Source organism: Fictibacillus sp. UD, from assembly GCF_043558025.1.
Classification (GTDB): Bacteria; Bacillota; Bacilli; order Bacillales; family Fictibacillaceae; genus Fictibacillus.
Genome location: NZ_JARUHH010000001.1, coordinates 643322 through 660795, shown reverse-complemented (window position 1 = coordinate 660795; position 17474 = coordinate 643322). Strand labels below are relative to the sequence as shown.

The 17474-nt window shown below is 39.0% G+C and carries 21 protein-coding genes; all 21 read right to left on the bottom strand.

Annotation, left to right across the window (positions count from 1 at the left end; translation table 11 throughout):
• Positions 1-195: 195 nt before the first annotated feature.
• Positions 196-747 (bottom strand): ReoY family proteolytic degradation factor, encoded by a 552-nt coding sequence (locus P8610_RS03485; protein WP_289495322.1) that lies wholly within the window; start codon positions 745-747, stop codon positions 196-198.
• A gap of 91 nt (positions 748-838) precedes the next feature.
• On the bottom strand, positions 839-2092 hold the full coding sequence (locus P8610_RS03480; protein WP_394603082.1) for a tetratricopeptide repeat protein: 1254 nt from the start codon (positions 2090-2092) through the stop codon (positions 839-841).
• A gap of 37 nt (positions 2093-2129) precedes the next feature.
• Complete coding sequence (locus tag P8610_RS03475) at positions 2130-3002, bottom strand: hypothetical protein (RefSeq protein WP_394603081.1); 873 nt, start codon at positions 3000-3002, stop codon at positions 2130-2132.
• Positions 3003-3276: 274 nt separating this feature from the next.
• Entirely contained in the window at positions 3277-4383 is a 1107-nt protein-coding gene (gene hisC, locus P8610_RS03470; protein WP_394603080.1) for a histidinol-phosphate transaminase, read from the bottom strand.
• Positions 4384-4397: 14 nt separating this feature from the next.
• Positions 4398-5204, bottom strand: a complete 807-nt coding sequence (gene trpA, locus P8610_RS03465; protein WP_394603079.1) for a tryptophan synthase subunit alpha — start codon at positions 5202-5204, stop codon at positions 4398-4400.
• 3 nt (positions 5205-5207) lie between these two features.
• Positions 5208-6404, bottom strand: coding sequence for a tryptophan synthase subunit beta (gene trpB / locus P8610_RS03460; RefSeq protein ID WP_289495317.1), 1197 nt, complete (start codon positions 6402-6404; stop codon positions 5208-5210).
• Positions 6401-7033, bottom strand: coding sequence for a phosphoribosylanthranilate isomerase (locus tag P8610_RS03455; protein ID WP_394603078.1), 633 nt, complete (start codon positions 7031-7033; stop codon positions 6401-6403). The genes trpB and P8610_RS03455 overlap by 4 nt, the downstream gene beginning before the upstream one ends.
• Positions 7017-7793, bottom strand: coding sequence for an indole-3-glycerol phosphate synthase TrpC (trpC, locus tag P8610_RS03450; protein WP_394603077.1), 777 nt, complete (start codon positions 7791-7793; stop codon positions 7017-7019). The genes P8610_RS03455 and trpC overlap by 17 nt, the downstream gene beginning before the upstream one ends.
• Positions 7783-8811, bottom strand: a complete 1029-nt coding sequence (trpD, locus tag P8610_RS03445; protein WP_394603076.1) for an anthranilate phosphoribosyltransferase — start codon at positions 8809-8811, stop codon at positions 7783-7785. Before trpD ends, trpC begins: the two co-directional genes overlap by 11 nt.
• Before the next feature lie 366 nt (positions 8812-9177).
• Positions 9178-9957, bottom strand: a complete 780-nt coding sequence (locus P8610_RS03440) for a CheR family methyltransferase (RefSeq protein WP_394603075.1) — start codon at positions 9955-9957, stop codon at positions 9178-9180.
• A 343-nt stretch (positions 9958-10300) separates the two neighbouring features.
• Complete coding sequence (gene ndk, locus P8610_RS03435) at positions 10301-10744, bottom strand: nucleoside-diphosphate kinase (protein WP_066241851.1); 444 nt, start codon at positions 10742-10744, stop codon at positions 10301-10303.
• Positions 10745-10828: 84 nt separating this feature from the next.
• On the bottom strand, positions 10829-11794 hold the full coding sequence (locus P8610_RS03430; protein WP_394603074.1) for a polyprenyl synthetase family protein: 966 nt from the start codon (positions 11792-11794) through the stop codon (positions 10829-10831).
• 22 nt (positions 11795-11816) lie between these two features.
• Entirely contained in the window at positions 11817-12644 is an 828-nt protein-coding gene (locus tag P8610_RS03425) for a menaquinone biosynthetic enzyme MqnA/MqnD family protein (RefSeq protein WP_394603073.1), read from the bottom strand.
• A 6-nt stretch (positions 12645-12650) separates the two neighbouring features.
• Positions 12651-13241, bottom strand: coding sequence for a UbiX family flavin prenyltransferase (locus P8610_RS03420; protein ID WP_289495310.1), 591 nt, complete (start codon positions 13239-13241; stop codon positions 12651-12653).
• A complete protein-coding gene (locus P8610_RS03415; protein WP_289497617.1) occupies positions 13238-14071 on the bottom strand; it encodes a UbiA-like polyprenyltransferase in 834 nt (277 codons plus the stop codon). The genes P8610_RS03420 and P8610_RS03415 overlap by 4 nt, the downstream gene beginning before the upstream one ends.
• 46 nt (positions 14072-14117) lie before the next feature.
• The gene (locus tag P8610_RS03410) at positions 14118-14822 is read right to left on the bottom strand and encodes a demethylmenaquinone methyltransferase (protein ID WP_394603072.1); all 705 of its coding nucleotides are present in this window, start codon (positions 14820-14822) and stop codon (positions 14118-14120) included.
• Positions 14823-14826: 4 nt separating this feature from the next.
• Positions 14827-15534: a heptaprenyl diphosphate synthase component 1 gene (locus tag P8610_RS03405; RefSeq protein ID WP_394603071.1), complete on the bottom strand. Its 708-nt coding sequence runs from the start codon at positions 15532-15534 to the stop codon at positions 14827-14829.
• Between the two features lie 149 nt (positions 15535-15683).
• A complete protein-coding gene (gene mtrB / locus P8610_RS03400) occupies positions 15684-15902 on the bottom strand; it encodes a trp RNA-binding attenuation protein MtrB (RefSeq protein ID WP_066241872.1) in 219 nt (72 codons plus the stop codon).
• Positions 15903-15921: 19 nt separating this feature from the next.
• The gene (gene folE, locus P8610_RS03395; RefSeq protein ID WP_289495307.1) at positions 15922-16488 is read right to left on the bottom strand and encodes a GTP cyclohydrolase I FolE; all 567 of its coding nucleotides are present in this window, start codon (positions 16486-16488) and stop codon (positions 15922-15924) included.
• A gap of 263 nt (positions 16489-16751) precedes the next feature.
• Positions 16752-17024, bottom strand: coding sequence for an HU family DNA-binding protein (locus tag P8610_RS03390; protein ID WP_066241877.1), 273 nt, complete (start codon positions 17022-17024; stop codon positions 16752-16754).
• A 275-nt stretch (positions 17025-17299) separates the two neighbouring features.
• The gene (locus P8610_RS03385) at positions 17300-17458 is read right to left on the bottom strand and encodes a hypothetical protein (protein ID WP_394603070.1); all 159 of its coding nucleotides are present in this window, start codon (positions 17456-17458) and stop codon (positions 17300-17302) included.
• Positions 17459-17474 lie beyond the last annotated feature (16 nt).

Sequence of the window (17474 nt, the reverse complement as noted above, 5' to 3'; positions counted from 1 at the left end):
ATGGCTCGTATTTTTCATATGGCTCGTATTTTTCATATGGCTCGTATTTTTCATATGGCTCGTATTTTTCATATGGCGCTCGTCCAGCGTGCTTGTCAGCCGCTGGACGAGCACGAATCCTCAAATAAGGAGCATATATGCTCACCGTTAGAAAAAAACAAAAAAGGCGACTCTATAAGAGTCACCTTTACACGGCTATGACGGCTGTTTTTCTAAATTTTTGAGTTCGTTGGTCCATTTCGTAAAACTATCATAATCTTTTTGATCTAACGCTTCATCGATCTTAGCCATAATATCGTTCTTTCGGTAGGTTTCGATCGACTTTTCAAGAACCATTTCTGCCCAGATGCCGTATTTTTTGTCCATTGACATATTTTGCGGCAAATGAGGATTTTCTTCTAAAACCGAAGCATATTCTGGTGTTAGCCGTGATGCATTAAAATTGAGTTCGAGATAGATTTCTTCTTCTTGGTTTAAGCGAATGTCATGAAATGATTTTTCGGCATCAGTTGTTAGAACATTTTGCTTGTAAAAACGGAAAGGAACTCCGTCTGTACATTGAGTTGACATGATTATAGCCTTAGGACAATACTCAGCCTTCTCTACAAAATGTACTTTCTCCATCAGTTGGTCGTCACTAACTAAATAGTTTAATAACCAAACACATTCGCGCTTCTTTAACTGATAATGATTAAGGAACCATTTGATAAAATCCTTTTTTTCAAGGACCGAAACGGTGCTGCTCATTGCAATCCCCCCATCATTCAAAAACACGTCTTTTGTATAATAATTTATATTCTCTCACAGGTTGTAAAATCCTTCTTTGCTTCAGAAAGTTTTAAAATTCTTCCAATCGATTTAAAACGTCTTCAATATCCACTCGTTCAGGGTTTTGGTTCAGCAGGTTAACCAAGATATTTTTGGCTTTCTTCTGCTCTCCCTCCTCAAGAAGAAAATAGGCATGTTCTTCTAAGAACACGGGATCTTCGGAAAAAAGTTCTGACGCTTTTTCATACCATTTAGCTGCTTCACTATAGTTTTCCGATTCTTTATTGGCGGTTGCAAGATGCCAATACATGAGCGGAATTTCCTCTTTTGTTTCAGCAAGCGGTTTGTATAGACTTAACAGATCCTCAAACCTTTCTTCCCTTACATATTGATCACCTAACCGTAATAACGGCTCAATACGAGTTGGATTGAGTTCGAGTGCTTGCTTGACCCACTTTTCTCCCTGATCAGGGTTATGGAGCTTATAAGCTAACCTCGCAGCCTGCAAATATATATTTTCGTTATGTTCATCTCTCTTTAATCCTTCTATTATCACTTCATACGCTTCTGTCAAAGCACCTTCTTCTTCGTAAGCTTCAGATAGTACACTATAAAGCGTGGTATAATCTGGATCCATATCTTTTAACTCTTCTAAACTTGAAATGGCCTCTTTAAATTCTCCTGCTTTAAAAGCAGTCACGCCATGGCCAAACAAACTATATAGATCTTTGTGATGATCCAGGCCTTTTCTGTAAAAAGGAAGTGATTCTTCAAATTTCCCCGCACGACTCAATGCTTCTGCATATCTAAGGGTCAAATCTTCAATTTCTGCTTTTTTGTCGATCGCTTTCTTTAGAAGAGGCAAACTTGAATCAAATTTACCTTGTCTCAAATAAAAATCACCTAGTGCGTAAGAAAGTACAGGATGATTTTCGTCTTTTTGGTGCGCCTCAGTCAGCTTACGCTCAGCTACTTCAGTCAATCCAAGACTTTCATACAGATCAGCTTGAAGGATGAGTGCTCTTAAATATTCATCATCATTTTCGTCTACTTGTTCTAAATACTCTATTGCCTTCTCGTCCATTCCTTCATCCAGACAGCATTCTGCTACTGAAACGAGCAGCTCACCATCACCAGGATATTTTTCAAGCAAGGCATTAAAAAGGCTCATTGCTTCTGAAGTATGCCCCCAGTTTAGATAAACTTCAGCGATCTCAAACTTTTCTGGATCTGTTGCTTTTTGTTTAAGCTTATTTAATAAAGTCATGCCTTTTTCTACGTCGCCGTGTTCTACGAGCCTAATGGCATCTTGGATATCGTTCAATGAAAAAACTCCCTTATCCCTAGTATTCTTGTGCTTATTATACACGAGAAATGAGAGATTCTCCAAAACGACGGGGCTTTATAACGATAATTTCTTTCCCATAACCTTGCTGTCTTTCCAGAAGATTTTCTGAGTAAACGATTGTTCCTCTCACGATCACACTCTTTAACGTTTCATTCACTCCATCAGTGGCAAGGATACAGTAATCTGCGTCACTTCCTGTAAACAATCCACCTTTGACCGGATAGATCCCAAGCATTTTTAAACTTGGTAATGGCAGCGGTTCATTTTCAATTATTTCGTTAAAAAGGGTTGGAATTTGAAATTTGGTTGCAAGTTCATTCCATTTTCTTTGCCATGTCTTTTTTAACTTCATATCAATATGAGATGGAAAAGAAGGGAAAATGACAGTTCCATAATCAAAATTCGCTTCTCTTATTCTTTCCCAAATAACGTGCGTTAATTGTTTAAAATCCATACAGATCAACTGAATGAATGGAATTTTCCTCTTTCGGCAAAAGCTCATGATCTGTGGTGAAATCTTTTCAGGAGACATGCTTAGACCAATGCAATAATCGATCGAACTGGACACAAGAAGATGACGTGTTCGTTTTAACTCTGTTTCCGCTTCATGCAGATAGTTAATCTCTGCAGATGTTAATAATGTGGTGGTACCGCTTCGAACTCTTTCAGCAAGACGCTCTTTTACCTTTTCAATAGGCAATCTATTCAATGACATTAGAGGACTGATATGCCCGGGTATCATCTTTAAACCTTGCATGGACATCTTCATAACATTCATTCTTAGAGGGCCCTGTGAAACGTAGGAGATTTTTTGAGAGTCTACTAGATAGGAAAGCATAGTATCTGTACCGAGCGATTGCAGCGGGCGCTCAATAATATATCGCATAGCTCGCCTCCTTTTTTCTTCTTAAGACAAGCTATGATAAAAACGGGGAATTTATGTGAGAAAAAGTATTGAAAACAAAAAAAAGTCCTGACATGTAAGCGCTGTCAGGAAAGTATAATATGGATAGGAGTGGAGAGAAACCATATTACATTCATTATAAATAGAGCTTATTTAAAATGCAACACTTTTTTGAAAATTATGAAAATAGCCTGAGATCTATTTTATTGGACCCGGGCTATTTTCTTTTTTATGTTAAGCTTTCATGCACTTATCCTTAGTTGTTGACTTTTTGTACAACTGTATCAATATACGTTCCTAAATGTTCGATAATCTCTCTGTTTTGTTCTTCTTCGCCGATTGTAATTCGAATCATTGTGGGAAAACCAAGGGCACTGCCTGAGCGAACGATATATCCTTTTCTTAATAGATAATCAAAAGCTTCATCTGCATTTGACTGGACGTCCAGCAAGATAAAGTTTGCTTCAGAAGGATAATACAGCAGCCCTTTTTGATTACAGAATGCATAAAAAAGTTCTAATCCTTCTCTATTTTTCTTTTTGCACTCGTTAATGAAACCTTCATCACCAAGAGCTCCGATCGCTGCTGCTTGCGCAATTCGGGATGTATTGAACGGTTCTCTTGTCGGCTCAATAGATTGGATAATCGATGCTTCAGCTATTCCATAGCCAATTCGAAGCGCTGCAAGACCATGCGCTTTAGAGAAGGTTCTTAAGATTACTAGATTCGGAAAATCATTTAAATAATCGACTGTGTTTGGATAATCAGCAGCTGAAACGTATTCAAAATAAGCTTCGTCACTTACAACAATAACGTTTTGCGGCACTTTTTTCATAAAACTTACAAACTCAGCTTCAGGAATGTAGTTTCCAGTCGGGTTGTTCGGATTGCAAAGCCAGACGATTCTCGTGTCATTATCAATTGCCTCAAGCATGCTATCTAAATCATGATTTCCTTCTACCAACTGAACTTCTCTCACTTCTGCTCCTTCAATAACAGCATTATGTCTGTACTGAGGGAAAGTCGGCGCCGCCATTACGGTATTCGTTTCAGGTGATAAATAAGCTCTGCACAGAATTTGTACGACTTCATCAGATCCATTACCAAAGATGAGCTGATCTTGGTTTAATTGAAGATGAATTGCAAGCTTCTCTCTAAGCTCTGCAGAATATCCATCTGGATAAACATGAAGGTTTGAGAGCTCTTCAGCTATCTTTTCTTTTGCAAGAGCAGAACATCCATAGGGGTTCTCGTTTGATGCAAGCTTTACAATCTTCTCAAGGCCTAATTCTCGCTTTACTTCTTCTACTGGTTTACCTGGTTTGTAAGGTTTTAAAGATAACAACTGCTGTTTCGGCTGCATTTTCCCACTCCTTTTTAACGACTATAGACAGGCAGCAATGATTCAATAAATGCTTTAAACGTTTTGATCGCTTCCTCCCTGTTAGTTAGCAGCTCTTCTTCAAGTTCCTCAATCTTTTTAACGATCGCACTGCCTACGATAAATCCATCGCTGCTACCTTCAAACTGTTGGATTTGTTCTCGCTGTGACAGTCCGAACCCTACTAAGATGGGAACTTGGCTGTTTGCTTTCGCGGCTCGCAGAAATTCGTCCAAACCATCCCTAAACTCGCTTCTTATTCCGGTAACACCCAATGATGATATGCAATATAAAAAGCCATCTGCCTCTTTTGAGAGCTTTACAAGCTTTTCTTCACGTGTTGTCGGTGAAACAAGCGAAATAAGAGCAAGGTTATGCTGTGAACACATTTCTTGCAGATAACCGCTTTCCTCATAAGGCAGATCTGGAACGAGAATACCGTCCACACCGTTTTCTTCTGCTAACTGCAGGAAGCGATTTTCTCCTAATTGTAACAAAAGATTATAATAAGTAAAGATAATAACTGGAATCTCTAAACCTCTTTCTCGAAGCTTCGAAACAAGCGCTATTGTCTTTTCAAGATTAACCTTTTGTGCCAGACCGCGCATACCCGCTCTTTGAATGACAGGGCCATCAGCCAAAGGATCAGAGTAAGGAACACCAAGTTCCAGTGCCGCGGCACCGCACTCTTCTAGTGCTAATGACAATTCAATGGTAGTTTCTTCACTAGGGTCACCTGCCATGATGTACGGCACAAAGCGATAGTCTGAAGAATTTTGAAAGACTTCCCATCTTTTATTCATTTTTTATTCGCCCCCTTCTTTGTCCATAAGTGTATGAACATCCTTGTCGCCTCGCCCTGACAAACATACAACAACAGCTTGATCTTTATTCATAGATTTAGCGAGCTTTAAACTATATGCCACAGCATGAGCACTCTCTAGAGCGCATAGAATACCTTCATTTATACATAAAAGCTTTAACGCTTCTAAAGCTTCTTTATCTGTTACAGCTTCATATTTTACTCTTTCTGTTTCATGAAGATAAGCATGCTCTGGACCTATTCCAGGATAATCAAGACCTGCTGAGATGGAATATGGCTCAGTAATCTGTCCTTCACTCGTTTGAAGCAATTTCGTCAGTGATCCATGAATAACACCATTTGAACCCTTTGATAGTGTAGCAGCATGTTGGTCTGTATCTACACCAAGACCTGCAGCTTCTACACCATATAAGGGAACTTCCTTCTCAATAAAAGGTGCGAACATTCCTATCGCATTACTCCCTCCGCCGACACAAGCTACAACAGCATCAGGAAGTTTGCCATCATGTTCTTGAGTAAACTGACTTTCCGTTTCATGACCGATTACCTGCTGAAACTGTTTTACCATTTTAGGATATGGATATGGACCTACCGCTGAACCTATAAGATAGAACGTGTCTTCTACTGAAGCTACCCATTCTCTAATCGCTTCGTTCGTAGCATCTTTTAACGTTTGGCTACCGCTAGTAACTTCAATCACTTCTGCCCCTAAAAGCTTCATCCGGAATACATTTAACGCTTGTCTTCGTATATCTTCTTTCCCCATATACACTTTGCAAGACAATCCATATTTAGCAGCCACTGTCGCTGCAGCAACACCATGCTGTCCCGCTCCAGTTTCAGCGATTATCTTCTTCTTTCCCATTCTTACTGCAAGAAGCGCTTGGCCGATCGCGTTATTAATCTTATGTGCACCTGTATGGTTAAGATCTTCTCGTTTTAAATAAATGGATGCACCACCATTGGAATCACTCAGACGGTCTGCTTTTGTAAGGGGAGTCGGTCTTCCAGAATAAATTGCTAGTTCTTTCTGAAACAGCTCATTAAATTCTTTATCTTTTATGGCTTCATCAAACGCTGCCTCAAGCTCTTCAAGTGCAAACATGATCGTCTCTGGTACGTACTTTCCGCCGAACACACCGTATCTTCCTCTATAATCTGGTACTGAAGCTGTCGTCATTTCATTATCATCCTTTCCAATTGTTCTATCCGTTTCACACTCTTTTTCCCGTTCTCTTCTATTCCGCTGCTCAAGTCTATTCCGTGGGGATTGTATCTTATTAGTTCAGAAACATTATCTGGTGAAATGCCTCCTGCTATGAAACACGTTGTTCCTACTTGTACAGCTTTCTTCATCATGAGGGGAACATCTATCCAAGAGAAAGGAACACCTGTCCCGCCGAATCGTCCTTTCGATACACTGTCTACGATTATGGCATCTGCTGCTTTTCCGTATGATTCTATTTCATTAAAAATGTGTTCACTAAAGGCAATCGCCTTATAAATTTCCTTGTTGCATTGATTCTTTATTTCCATGATCGTCTCTTCGGTTTCAGCTCCGTGACATTGTATAATATCTATCGGTACTTCGGTGATTACATCCTTGATCTCCTGCACTGATGCATTTTGAAAAACTCCTGCCAGCTTTTTCGGCTTTCCGTATTTTACAACCCATCTTTTCACTTCAGAAGGTTTTACTTTTCTTTTGCTCTCGGCAAATATGAATCCGATCAAGTCAGCATTTGTTTTTATTAACAGGCTGTAGTCCTCTTCTGATTGACAGCCGCAATATTTAATTTGAACCGTCATAATAAAGCTCTCTGATTGTGTTTTCTATTGAGTCAGCTCTCATCAATGTCTCACCGATCAGCATACCGTTCACATTGTGATCCAACAGACTTTTTACATCTGAAGCTCTTTTAATGCCGCTCTCACTTATAACAAGCGTTTCTTCCTTAATAAATGATAGAAGAGAAAACGTATGCTCAATATCGGTTGTAAACGTCTTAAGATCTCGATTGTTGATTCCGATCATCGAAGGATTGCATACATCATAAACTTGAATAATCTCTTCTTTAGAATGAACTTCTACTAAACATTCTAAGCCGCATTCCGTTGCAAAAGCGTGCAGGTTCTTTAATTGATCACTTGTTAAACATGCCGCGATAAGTAAAATCGCATCTGCTCCGTGTTCGACACTTTCAATGATTTGCTTTTCGTCTATAATAAAATCCTTTCTTAACAGAGGAAGTGACACGTGATTACGTATGTCTTTTAAGTATTGAAGGTCTCCTTGAAAGAACTCTGTATCCGTTAAGACGGATAAGCAAGATGCTCCTGCTTTTTCATATTCCACAGCGATCTCTACAGGATTGAAATTTTCTTTAATGATTCCTTTAGATGGTGAAGCTTTTTTCACTTCGGCGATCAATGCTGGTCTGTTCAAAGAGTTTGCAATTTTATCAGCAAAAGGGCGATGATCTTTATCTGTAAAATCCAGCTCTCCTATTTTAAATGAAGGAAGAACCGCAACTTCTTTTTCTTTTTGTCTCAATATTTTAGTTAACATGCGCATTCGCCTCTTCTTTCGTCATTTCTTCAAGATGATAATATGCGGTTTTGGATTGGAGACATTGTTTAATGATTTCCACTCCGTCTCGAATACTTGGAACCCGTTTTGACGCATACAAGGCTGCAGCTGCATTAAGGATGACGATATTACGAGCTGATTCATTTCCTGCACCTTGAAGGATGGAACGGATGAGTTCAGCACTTTCTTGTTTATCTGTAACGGTTAAATCACTTAAATTCCCTCGATTTAATCCTGCTTCTTCAGGTGTGTAAAGAAACGACGTAATCGTGTTGTTCTCAACTAAAAACATCCTTGTTTCGCCAGTAATCGAACATTCATCCAAGCCTTCTTTCCCTGTAACAATCAATGCTCGTTTGATTCCGAGCTCCTTAATCACTTCAGCAAGCTTTTCAGCAACTTTCTCATTGCTAGCTCCAATCAACTGATATGCGGGTGCCATCGGGTTTAACAAAGGACCGATGGAATTAAAAATCGTTCGGAAAGGCAGTTGCCCCCTCAAAGAGGCTACTTTTTTTAGTGCCGGATGAAAATATGGAGCGTGTAAAAACGCTATGTCGTGTTTATTCAGCTGCGAATTCGCTTCAAATTGGTTACTGGAAGCTTGAATACCTAATGCCTCTAGGACATCTGAGCTCCCACTTTTTGATGTAACCGCTTTGTTGCCGTGTTTGGCTACTTTTACCCCTAAAGAAGCGAGTATGATACTTACTGCAGTAGAAATGTTAAAAGTCGATGCTCCATCACCGCCGGTACCGCAAGTATCCATCAGCTCATGTTGTTGGGAAGAATCTGCCGCTCTAGAAAGTTTTCTGATTGCTTTAACAAAACCAACAATCTCTGCTACAGTCTCACCGCGAAAGCTCATGATGCTTAAAACAGAACTTCCTTGAGCATCTGTTACTTCACCACTCGCCAATTTCTCCATAAAATAAAAAGCTTCATTTTCTGTTAATGTTTCGTGTTTCATTATTTTTTGAATGATATTTGAAATCATATGAACACCCCTTAATCGTTTTGGTTGTTTTGTCTACAAACAAAAACGTTCAAGGAGGAATCGGGAAGGATATAATCATATCTGCACCTCCGTTAATACGGAGAATGAGGAGGATATAAGAGGTCGATCTAATAGGGAACATGTACATACTTCTTATGAAGCATACAAAAAAGCCATGCAGAAATAACCCGCATGGCATATGTACATATCCATTCTCGGCTCTGCTCCACTCAAACTCTCTCAACTTGTCTCAACTATGCTCTAAACTCTAAACTAAATTGCTCTAACCTATGTGCTCTAAACTTATCAGTTACATTAAACCATTGCTGTAAATCTGTCAACAGATTTGTACGTAAAGATTTCCATTCAACTTAGTTTACGATAAAAGAAAGGTTCTACGGATTCCAGGTCGTATAGCCCTGGATTGAAAATCTGCTCGGTACTTCCTACAAACAGGACACCGCCTTTTCGAAGCGCTTTGCTAAACTTTTGATAAAGAACAGTCTTTGCTTCTTCAGTAAAATAGATCATTACATTTCGGCAAACGATCAGATCAAAATCTGATTCAAAACGATCTGAAAGCAAGTTCTGCTTTTTAAAGGTTACGTGCTTTTTAAGTGTATCTGAAACTCTTATACCAAGTTCCTCTTTTGTAGTATGTCGCACTTTTTTGTCGCTCGGCACATCTTTGATTGCTTTTTCGAAATAAAATCCTTTTTTCGCTTGCTCTAACACTTGTTGATCTAAGTCTGTTGCAAGTATTGAAAACCTAGATACGTTGTTTTTGTAATCTGATAACATCATCGACAGGCTGTATGGCTCTTCTCCTGTAGAGCACGCTGCACTCCACACTTTTAATGATGACCTGTCTTCAAGTAACAAGGGAATGATTTTTTTCTCAAGCACATCCCACCGTGCAGGATTTCGGTAAAATTCAGAAACGTTGATCGTCATCCGGTCTAAAAACTCAAGAAGCAGTTCTGGGTCAATTTTGAGTGCACGAAAATAATCAGAAAACGTACCAAACGAGCGTTTATCACGCAGCGCAATGAGTCTCCGCTTCATTTGTGCTTCCTTATACAATGAAAGATTTATCCCTGTTTGATCATATATGCTCTGTTTAAAGCCTTCATAGTCGCGATCCATATGTCTCTCTCCAATTCAACTGCCATGCAAATTTAATCTATATATGTATAGTATCGGATTTTATATTAAATTGTTGCGTTAAGTGGTAGCACTTTTAAAATCTATTAGCATACGATTTGCTGAATTATGTCTGATGATGTCGACTCGCCGATATTTAACTAAAACTCGCCGGATTATTCGTAATTCTCGCTGGATTATTGTAATAACTCGCTGGATTCATTTAGGATTTTTATTGTAGGAGCTTTGAAACTGCATAAGCTGCTACACCACAGTCTCAACTTTGTCCTGGAAAAACAAAAACCGGCACAATGGCCGGCTAAAACGCTTTCATTTTGTTATAAAATTAAATCCAAACTGCAACTGCTTTATCGTATGACACAAGTTCTTCTTCTTTAAAGAAAAGACCGATTTCACGGACAGCGCTTTCAGCTGAATCAGAACCATGAATAATGTTGTTGCTAACTTGTACAGCATAATCTCCGCGGATTGAACCAGGAGCAGCGTCAGCTGGGTTTGTTTTACCCATCATGTTACGAGCTGTTAGAATAACGTCTTTACCTTCCCAAACCATAGCAAATACTGGTCCAGAAGTAATAAAGTCAACAAGTTCTCCGAAGAACGGACGCTCTTTGTGCTCACCATAATGTTCTTTTGCAAGATCTTCAGAAATGTTCATTAGCTTAGCACCAACAAGCTGAAAACCTTTCTTTTCAAAACGGGATACGATTTCTCCGATTAACGCACGTTGAACACCATCAGGTTTTACCATTAAAAACGTTTTTTCCATGCATTCCCTCTCCTATCATCTATGTATATGTGGGACAAGTTCCCCAGAGAAATCGTACCAAAAATTTTAAAAATTAGCAATCACTCAAAATTTTCGACCAGCGATATAATCTGCTACTTTTAACAAACTATCCCTAGCATCCGTTTCAGGTAATGAAGAAGCAGCTAGTTTTGCACGCTTCAAATATTTATCAGAAATCTCCGTTGCAAACTCAATACCGCCAAGACGTATAATATCTTTTAAAAGTTCAGCAAGCAATGCTGCATCTTTTGTTTCGTAGTAAACATTTAATTTTTCCTTGATTTCTGGATATTGTCGCATAGTGAACAGTACAGGCAGCGTTAAGTTCCCTTGTTTCAAATCGCTTCCTGCTGGTTTGCCTAGCTGTTTCTCAGATGCTGTGAAATCTAAAATATCATCTGTAATTTGGAAGGCCATGCCTACACAAAAGCCAAATTCATATAATTTTTTCTGAAGAGAAACATCCGCCTTTGAAGTGATGGCACCTAACTGACAGCTTAGTGCGATCAATAAAGCTGTTTTTCTTTTTATACGTTTAAAATACTTTCTTACATTTTGATCAGTATCATACTGTTCGTTAATCTGCTCAATCTCGCCAAGACACATCTCTTTCATACCTTGTGCAAGAATTTGATGAGCAAGAGGAATGTTAATTTCTGACATTAGTTTCAAAGCGGATGCGAAGATAAAATCTCCTGTATACATGGCGATTTTATTATCATATTTTGCTTTGACCGTTTCTCTTCCCCGTCTCATATCAGCATCATCCACTACATCATCATGAACCAAGGAAGCCATATGAATCAGTTCAAGTGCCGCAGCTGGCTTTTTGATCTGCTGAATGTTATACGTCCCAAACTGAGCAGATAGCAGGACAAATACAGGGCGGATTCTCTTTCCCCCTGCTTTTAACAGCTCAGCGCCAGCCGTATGAATCAATGTCTGATCAGAACGAACAGATTGTACTAGCTGATCTTCAATTTGCTGCAAATCTTTTTTTAGAAATGAGTATAAGTCCTTTAACTTCACTTTTGTTTCACCCTATCGCCCGTTACTTATACGAATACTTTAAGATAGAGGGCATTGTCTTTAACAATCCGCACTCTACAGCTAGCTGAAAATAAAGGTTTAGTCCTTTTTCATGTTCGCCACTAAACTGATAATTTAACCCATTAAAATATGATTCCCAGAACTGAAAAGTCCCTCCATGCTTTGCCAGCACTCGCTCTATGACGGGAATAAATTTTTCTCTTTGGCAGCGTTCTTTGCTCTCAATCATACTTTTTCCAACATACGAAAGAAGCGATCCTTTTTCTGTTTCCATTTCATTTCGATAAGCCATGACGGCAAAAATCATAGGTAGACCTGTCTGCTGATACCAGATCTCCCCAAGATCATAAACATGATAAGACCCTCTTTTTCGGTATGCTGAAATTGCATCATCCCCAATAAGAAGACAAGCATCGTAATTCTCTAGCATTTTTTTAAAATGAGGTGTTTCCACCTGATATGAAACTTCAACGGAATAAAAGCGATCTAATACGATCTTTAACAGTGCAACAGATGTTTCTGAGCTTGATGTTAATGCGATTTTTTTTCCGCTCAAGTCTTCGATTTTGTGTTTAGAAAATAAAAAGATAGAGTTCACTCTTCCGTAAGAAGACACGGAAAGATCTGGAACTAGACTGTAATGATCAGCATTCTTTCCAAAAGAAAAGGATGAAATGCCACCGATATCGACTAACTGGTTCTCCATCAACCTATTGATTTTTGACGGAACAGCATGTGTAATCGTTACCCCTTGATCCATCAGACGTTCTCTATCTAAATAATAATATAGGGGTATGATGTTCGTATAGCTGATTTCCCCGATGTTCATAATCTATCAGTCTCCCCAGCGTGTAAACAATTCGTGATGTACACCTAAGTTGTCCAAAACTTTTCCTACCAAAAAGTTTACAAGGTCATCCATTGACTTAGGTAAGTGATAAAATCCTGGCATGGCAGGAACAATCTTTCCTCCAGCTTCTGTTACTTTTAACATGTTTTCAAGGTGTATTTTATGAAGCGGTGTTTCTCTAGGCACTAAAATCAGTTTACGGCTCTCTTTCAGCATAACATCAGCTGTGCGTTCTAATAGATTGCCAGAAGCACCATGTGCAATACCAGAGAGAGTGCCCATCGAACAAGGAATGATAACCATCCCATCGTTCTGATATGATCCGCTGGCAATTGGTGCATTAAAGTCACGCAATGTGTGGTAATGAAAACGTTCTTTGCCGTATAAAGCAAAATGTTCCTCTATACATTGTTCACGATTCTCCGTATCCCACAACAATTCTTCTCTAAACACTTGCCAGCCTGCTTCCGTTACGACAAGATGCAGTTTATGCCCGCTTTTCAAAATTTCTTGAGCAAGTCTAACGCCGTATACAGCGCCACTTGCCCCTGTAATCCCTATTGTAAATGTCTTCATAATAAAAGGTCCCCTATTGAAAAGATAAACATAACGACACTCAAGATACCATTCATCGTAAAAAACGCTACATCCAGTTTGGACAAGTCATGCGGCTTTACGAGTGAGTGTTCGTAAACCATGATCGCTCCAGAGATGAATACACCTAAGTAATAGATCCAACCCATCCCAGACACAACTCCGAGTGAAATAAAAGCTATAAAACTAGCAACATGCAGCCATCTAGCTGTCATCAATCCGTTCGCGATACCAAAAGCAGAAGGAATAGAGTATAGACCATGAGACTTATCATAGTCAGCATCTTGTGTCGCATAAATTACGTCAAACCCAGCTGTCCAGAACAATACACCAAAGAATAGCAAAAAGGCTTCTGGACTCAGTGTACCTGTAGCTCCAACCCAGCCACCAAGAGGTGCAATGGCAATCGTAACCCCTAAAACAATATGGCATAAATAAGTAAATCGCTTCGTATACGAATAAATAACTAGAAAAAAGACAGCCAACGGCAGCAGTTTCACGGATAGAGAATTCAATTGATAAGCACTGACGAACAAAAGTGCCAGTGAAGCAGCTATAAATACGAATACTTCGCCTCTGTTTAACAGCTTTGCCGGAATGGCCCTTGTTTTCGTTCTTGGATTCGCTCCATCAATCTCTGAATCTATCGCACGGTTAAGTGCCATTGCAGAACTTCTTGCACCAACCATGGCAAGCGTAATCCAGATCCATTCGATTAATGACGGCATAGTGCCTTCTTCTACAATGTTTCCCATGATTGCCCCTAAAAAAGCGAATGGCAAAGCAAAGATGGTATGCTCAAACTTAATCATTTCTAAAATTATTTTAAATTTATTCCACACACTGCAACGCTCTCTTCTATTGCTGTTTTTTCCCGGTATGCATGGCGGCAGCACCTAGTGCATACGATTTGACTTCAACGTTAGACAAACCTGCCTCTTTAAATAGTTCTTTAAGTTCTTCTTTTGTCAAAAATGCTTCTGTTGATTCTTGAAGCCATGCGTATTCTTGATAGCTTTTAGCGAATAATTTACCGAATACTGGCATGATGTAAGTAAAATAAAATTTAAAGAGCTGTTTAAAAACAGGTACGGTCGGATGAGACGTTTCCAGACACACCACTCTTCCCCCTGGCTTTACAACCCGTGCCATCTCTTTAAGCGCCTGAAGGTAATCAGGAACATTTCTAAGGCCGAATCCAATCGTTACAAAATCAAACGAATTGTCTTCGAATGGCAGCTCCATTGCGTTGCCATGAATAAATTTCACTTGAGGAGAGGAGCGCTTTTTCAGCTTTTCAATTCCTACATTAAGCATGTTCTGACTAAAGTCTAAGCCGATGACTTCCCCTTGTGTTCCAACCGCTTCAGCAAGAGCAAATGTCCATTCTCCCGTTCCGCAGCACACGTCCAAACAATGATCTCCAGGTTGTACTTTCATACGCTTCATCGTATCATTGCGCCATTTATTATGCTGTTTAAATGAGATTAAATCGTTCATATAATCGTACTGATCAGAGATCTTTTCAAATACAGAGTGAACCCGTTCTTCTTTGCTCAACATCGGATTAACCCTCTCCTAACATTAAGTCATTTTCACTGCCTGTTTCGATGCTGTATCCTTCTCTATGAAACATGAGAGGCATTTCAACATCTTTGTTTTTCAATTCTTTTTCACAAGCTTTCAAATAGTTCAATTGTTCCTCGCTTAACTGTCTTCTCATTTCTGTATTCTGATAACGAGACACAAGAAGATAACGTTTAATAAAAGGGATATATGTATGCAGACCAAATGATTCTGCTGCTTTTGTAAATAGTAGACTTTCAATTTTCTGCACGTTTTTCAAGTATTCTACACTGCCGTTTAACAGCCTGTCTTGTTGATGCAGATTTGCTTTATGTTCGTTAATACTCTGCACAGCACTCGATAATTGTGAAATCAAATCTAAATTTTCACAACGAGCTAACAGCAGATAGTATAGACTGCTAAAATAGTCACCAGATAAAACAACAAGCTGCCTTTTCTTCTTATCGGATGTAACATTTTCGTCCAAGATATCATCATGGCGGTCCAATGCAGACTGAATTAAAAGAATTGAACTAAAATATTCCGCTTCTACAGCCTCATCAAGTTCAAGTTCACGAAGCAGACAGTAAGTGATAAATACCTTTGACTCACTAAAGACTGGAGGTTGAATATAACGTTCCACATAGTTGTGCTGCATCAATAAAAGTGTATGTTGTTTTAAGCGTTGAATTTGTTCCATGGTGTTCATCAAATCCCTCCAATGACACAGCAAAATTGTGCTTTCTTATTATACCATAGTCGCCAATATAGTAAGGTTTCAACCTCATTAAAAGACATAAAGAAAACTAGGCTTATGGCCTAGCACATCTTATCGGCGACCTTACCGCCAGTACTCCCTTACGATTCTGTATCTACTTCTCCATGTTTCGTATAGATAACAGCTTTGCCTCTAACCTTTACTGCTGAAGTATGTTCGGTAAACTGTGCGATCATCACTTCACCTTTATCAAGTTTTTCAGAATGATGAAATCTTGTTTCAGTACCACGTGTTAACCCAATTACATTCACACCGTTTTCTTTTGCTTTTATTACAAAAAAGTCAAATTCTGATTTCATGGGTAACCCTCCTTTAATTTCAGTTTCTGATTAAACTTAACACTTCTGCACGAGCCGCAGGATCTTTTTCAAAAACGCCTCGAACCGCTGAAGTCACTGTCATGGAACCTGGTTTCTTAACGCCTCGCATCGTCATACACATATGCTCAGCTTCTATCACAACGATCACCCCATGAGGTTCCAATGTCTCAAGTAAACTGTTCGCGATTGTTGAGGTAATTCTTTCCTGCAGCTGCGGCCGCTTCGTAACAGCCTCTACCGCTCTTGCAAGTTTACTTAAACCTGTTACTTTTCCGCCCTTAGGTATGTAGCCGATGTGCGCTTTCCCAAAGAAAGGGACGAGATGATGCTCACACATTGAATAAAAAGGAATATCTTTAACAAGTACTAATTCTTCATGATCTTCCCCAAAAATGGTAGCAAAATGTTCTTTCGGATCTTGATTTAAACCTTGAAACACTTCTTCATACATTTTCGCTACACGTTTCGGTGTATCTATTAAACCCTCGCGCTCAGGATCTTCACCAATAGCTTCTAAAATCATTTTAACTGCTGTTTCAATTTTTTCTTTTTGAACTTCTGCCACTCTTTTTGTCCTCCAATTCCAATAACACAATAGAAAAATTTTAGCATACTGAAAGAAGAATAGCAAAAGGAGAAACCCCTTACACCAAGGGAGATATAGTTTTCTTTATGAGTAATCAGAAGTTGGCGGAAGACGAATACATTTACAGCTAATTTAAAAAAACTAGAGTTCTTTTAATCGAAGTACTTGTTCTTTAGAAAAAAATCGTATAAAAAAAAGACCGTGAAAAAATTCACGGTCCTTTAAGTTGCCCTATGTATCAATTATTTAACAGCGTCCTTAAGGGCTTTCCCTGGTTTGAAAGCAGGAACTTTGCTAGCAGAGATTTCGATCTCTTGACCAGTTTGTGGGTTGCGTCCTTTACGAGCCGCACGCTCACGTACTTCAAAGTTACCAAATCCGATAAGTTGTACCTTATCACCGCTTTGTAGAGTACCAGTGATTGCTTCGAAAACAGCGTCAACTGCTTTAGATGCATCTTTCTTAGAAAGCTCAGCTTGCTCAGATACTGCATTAATTAGATCAGTCTTGTTCATTCCATTCACCTCCTCTCAAGGATTCACTCACCTTATATCGGTCATGAAATACTTTCGTACAGTATTAATTTAATATGTAATATACAGGATTTTACTAATTTTATCTGTGACAAGCCTTATATTATACGATTACATTCAAGAATTCAATCTTTTTTAGCTGTTTTTCGGTATTCAACCCTTAAAATTCCTTATTTTTTGACCTTTTTTTACAAAAAACGCCGTTCAGCGAGGTAAAAAAGTCTCTTCTCTACGGCAGGACAATTGTGCTATTTTCTTCAAGAAAACATAAACGCAAGAAGTGTTTTCGCAAGTTTAATTAGTTTTGGTAGTGATGAATTTTTCGTTACATGATGCTCGCTTTCCGCCATTTGTGCAGAAAACAGTCTATAACAAGCAAGGCTCTTTTCTAAAAGATTGTTACTTTCAAACCTCATTTTTATTTTCTCCTGT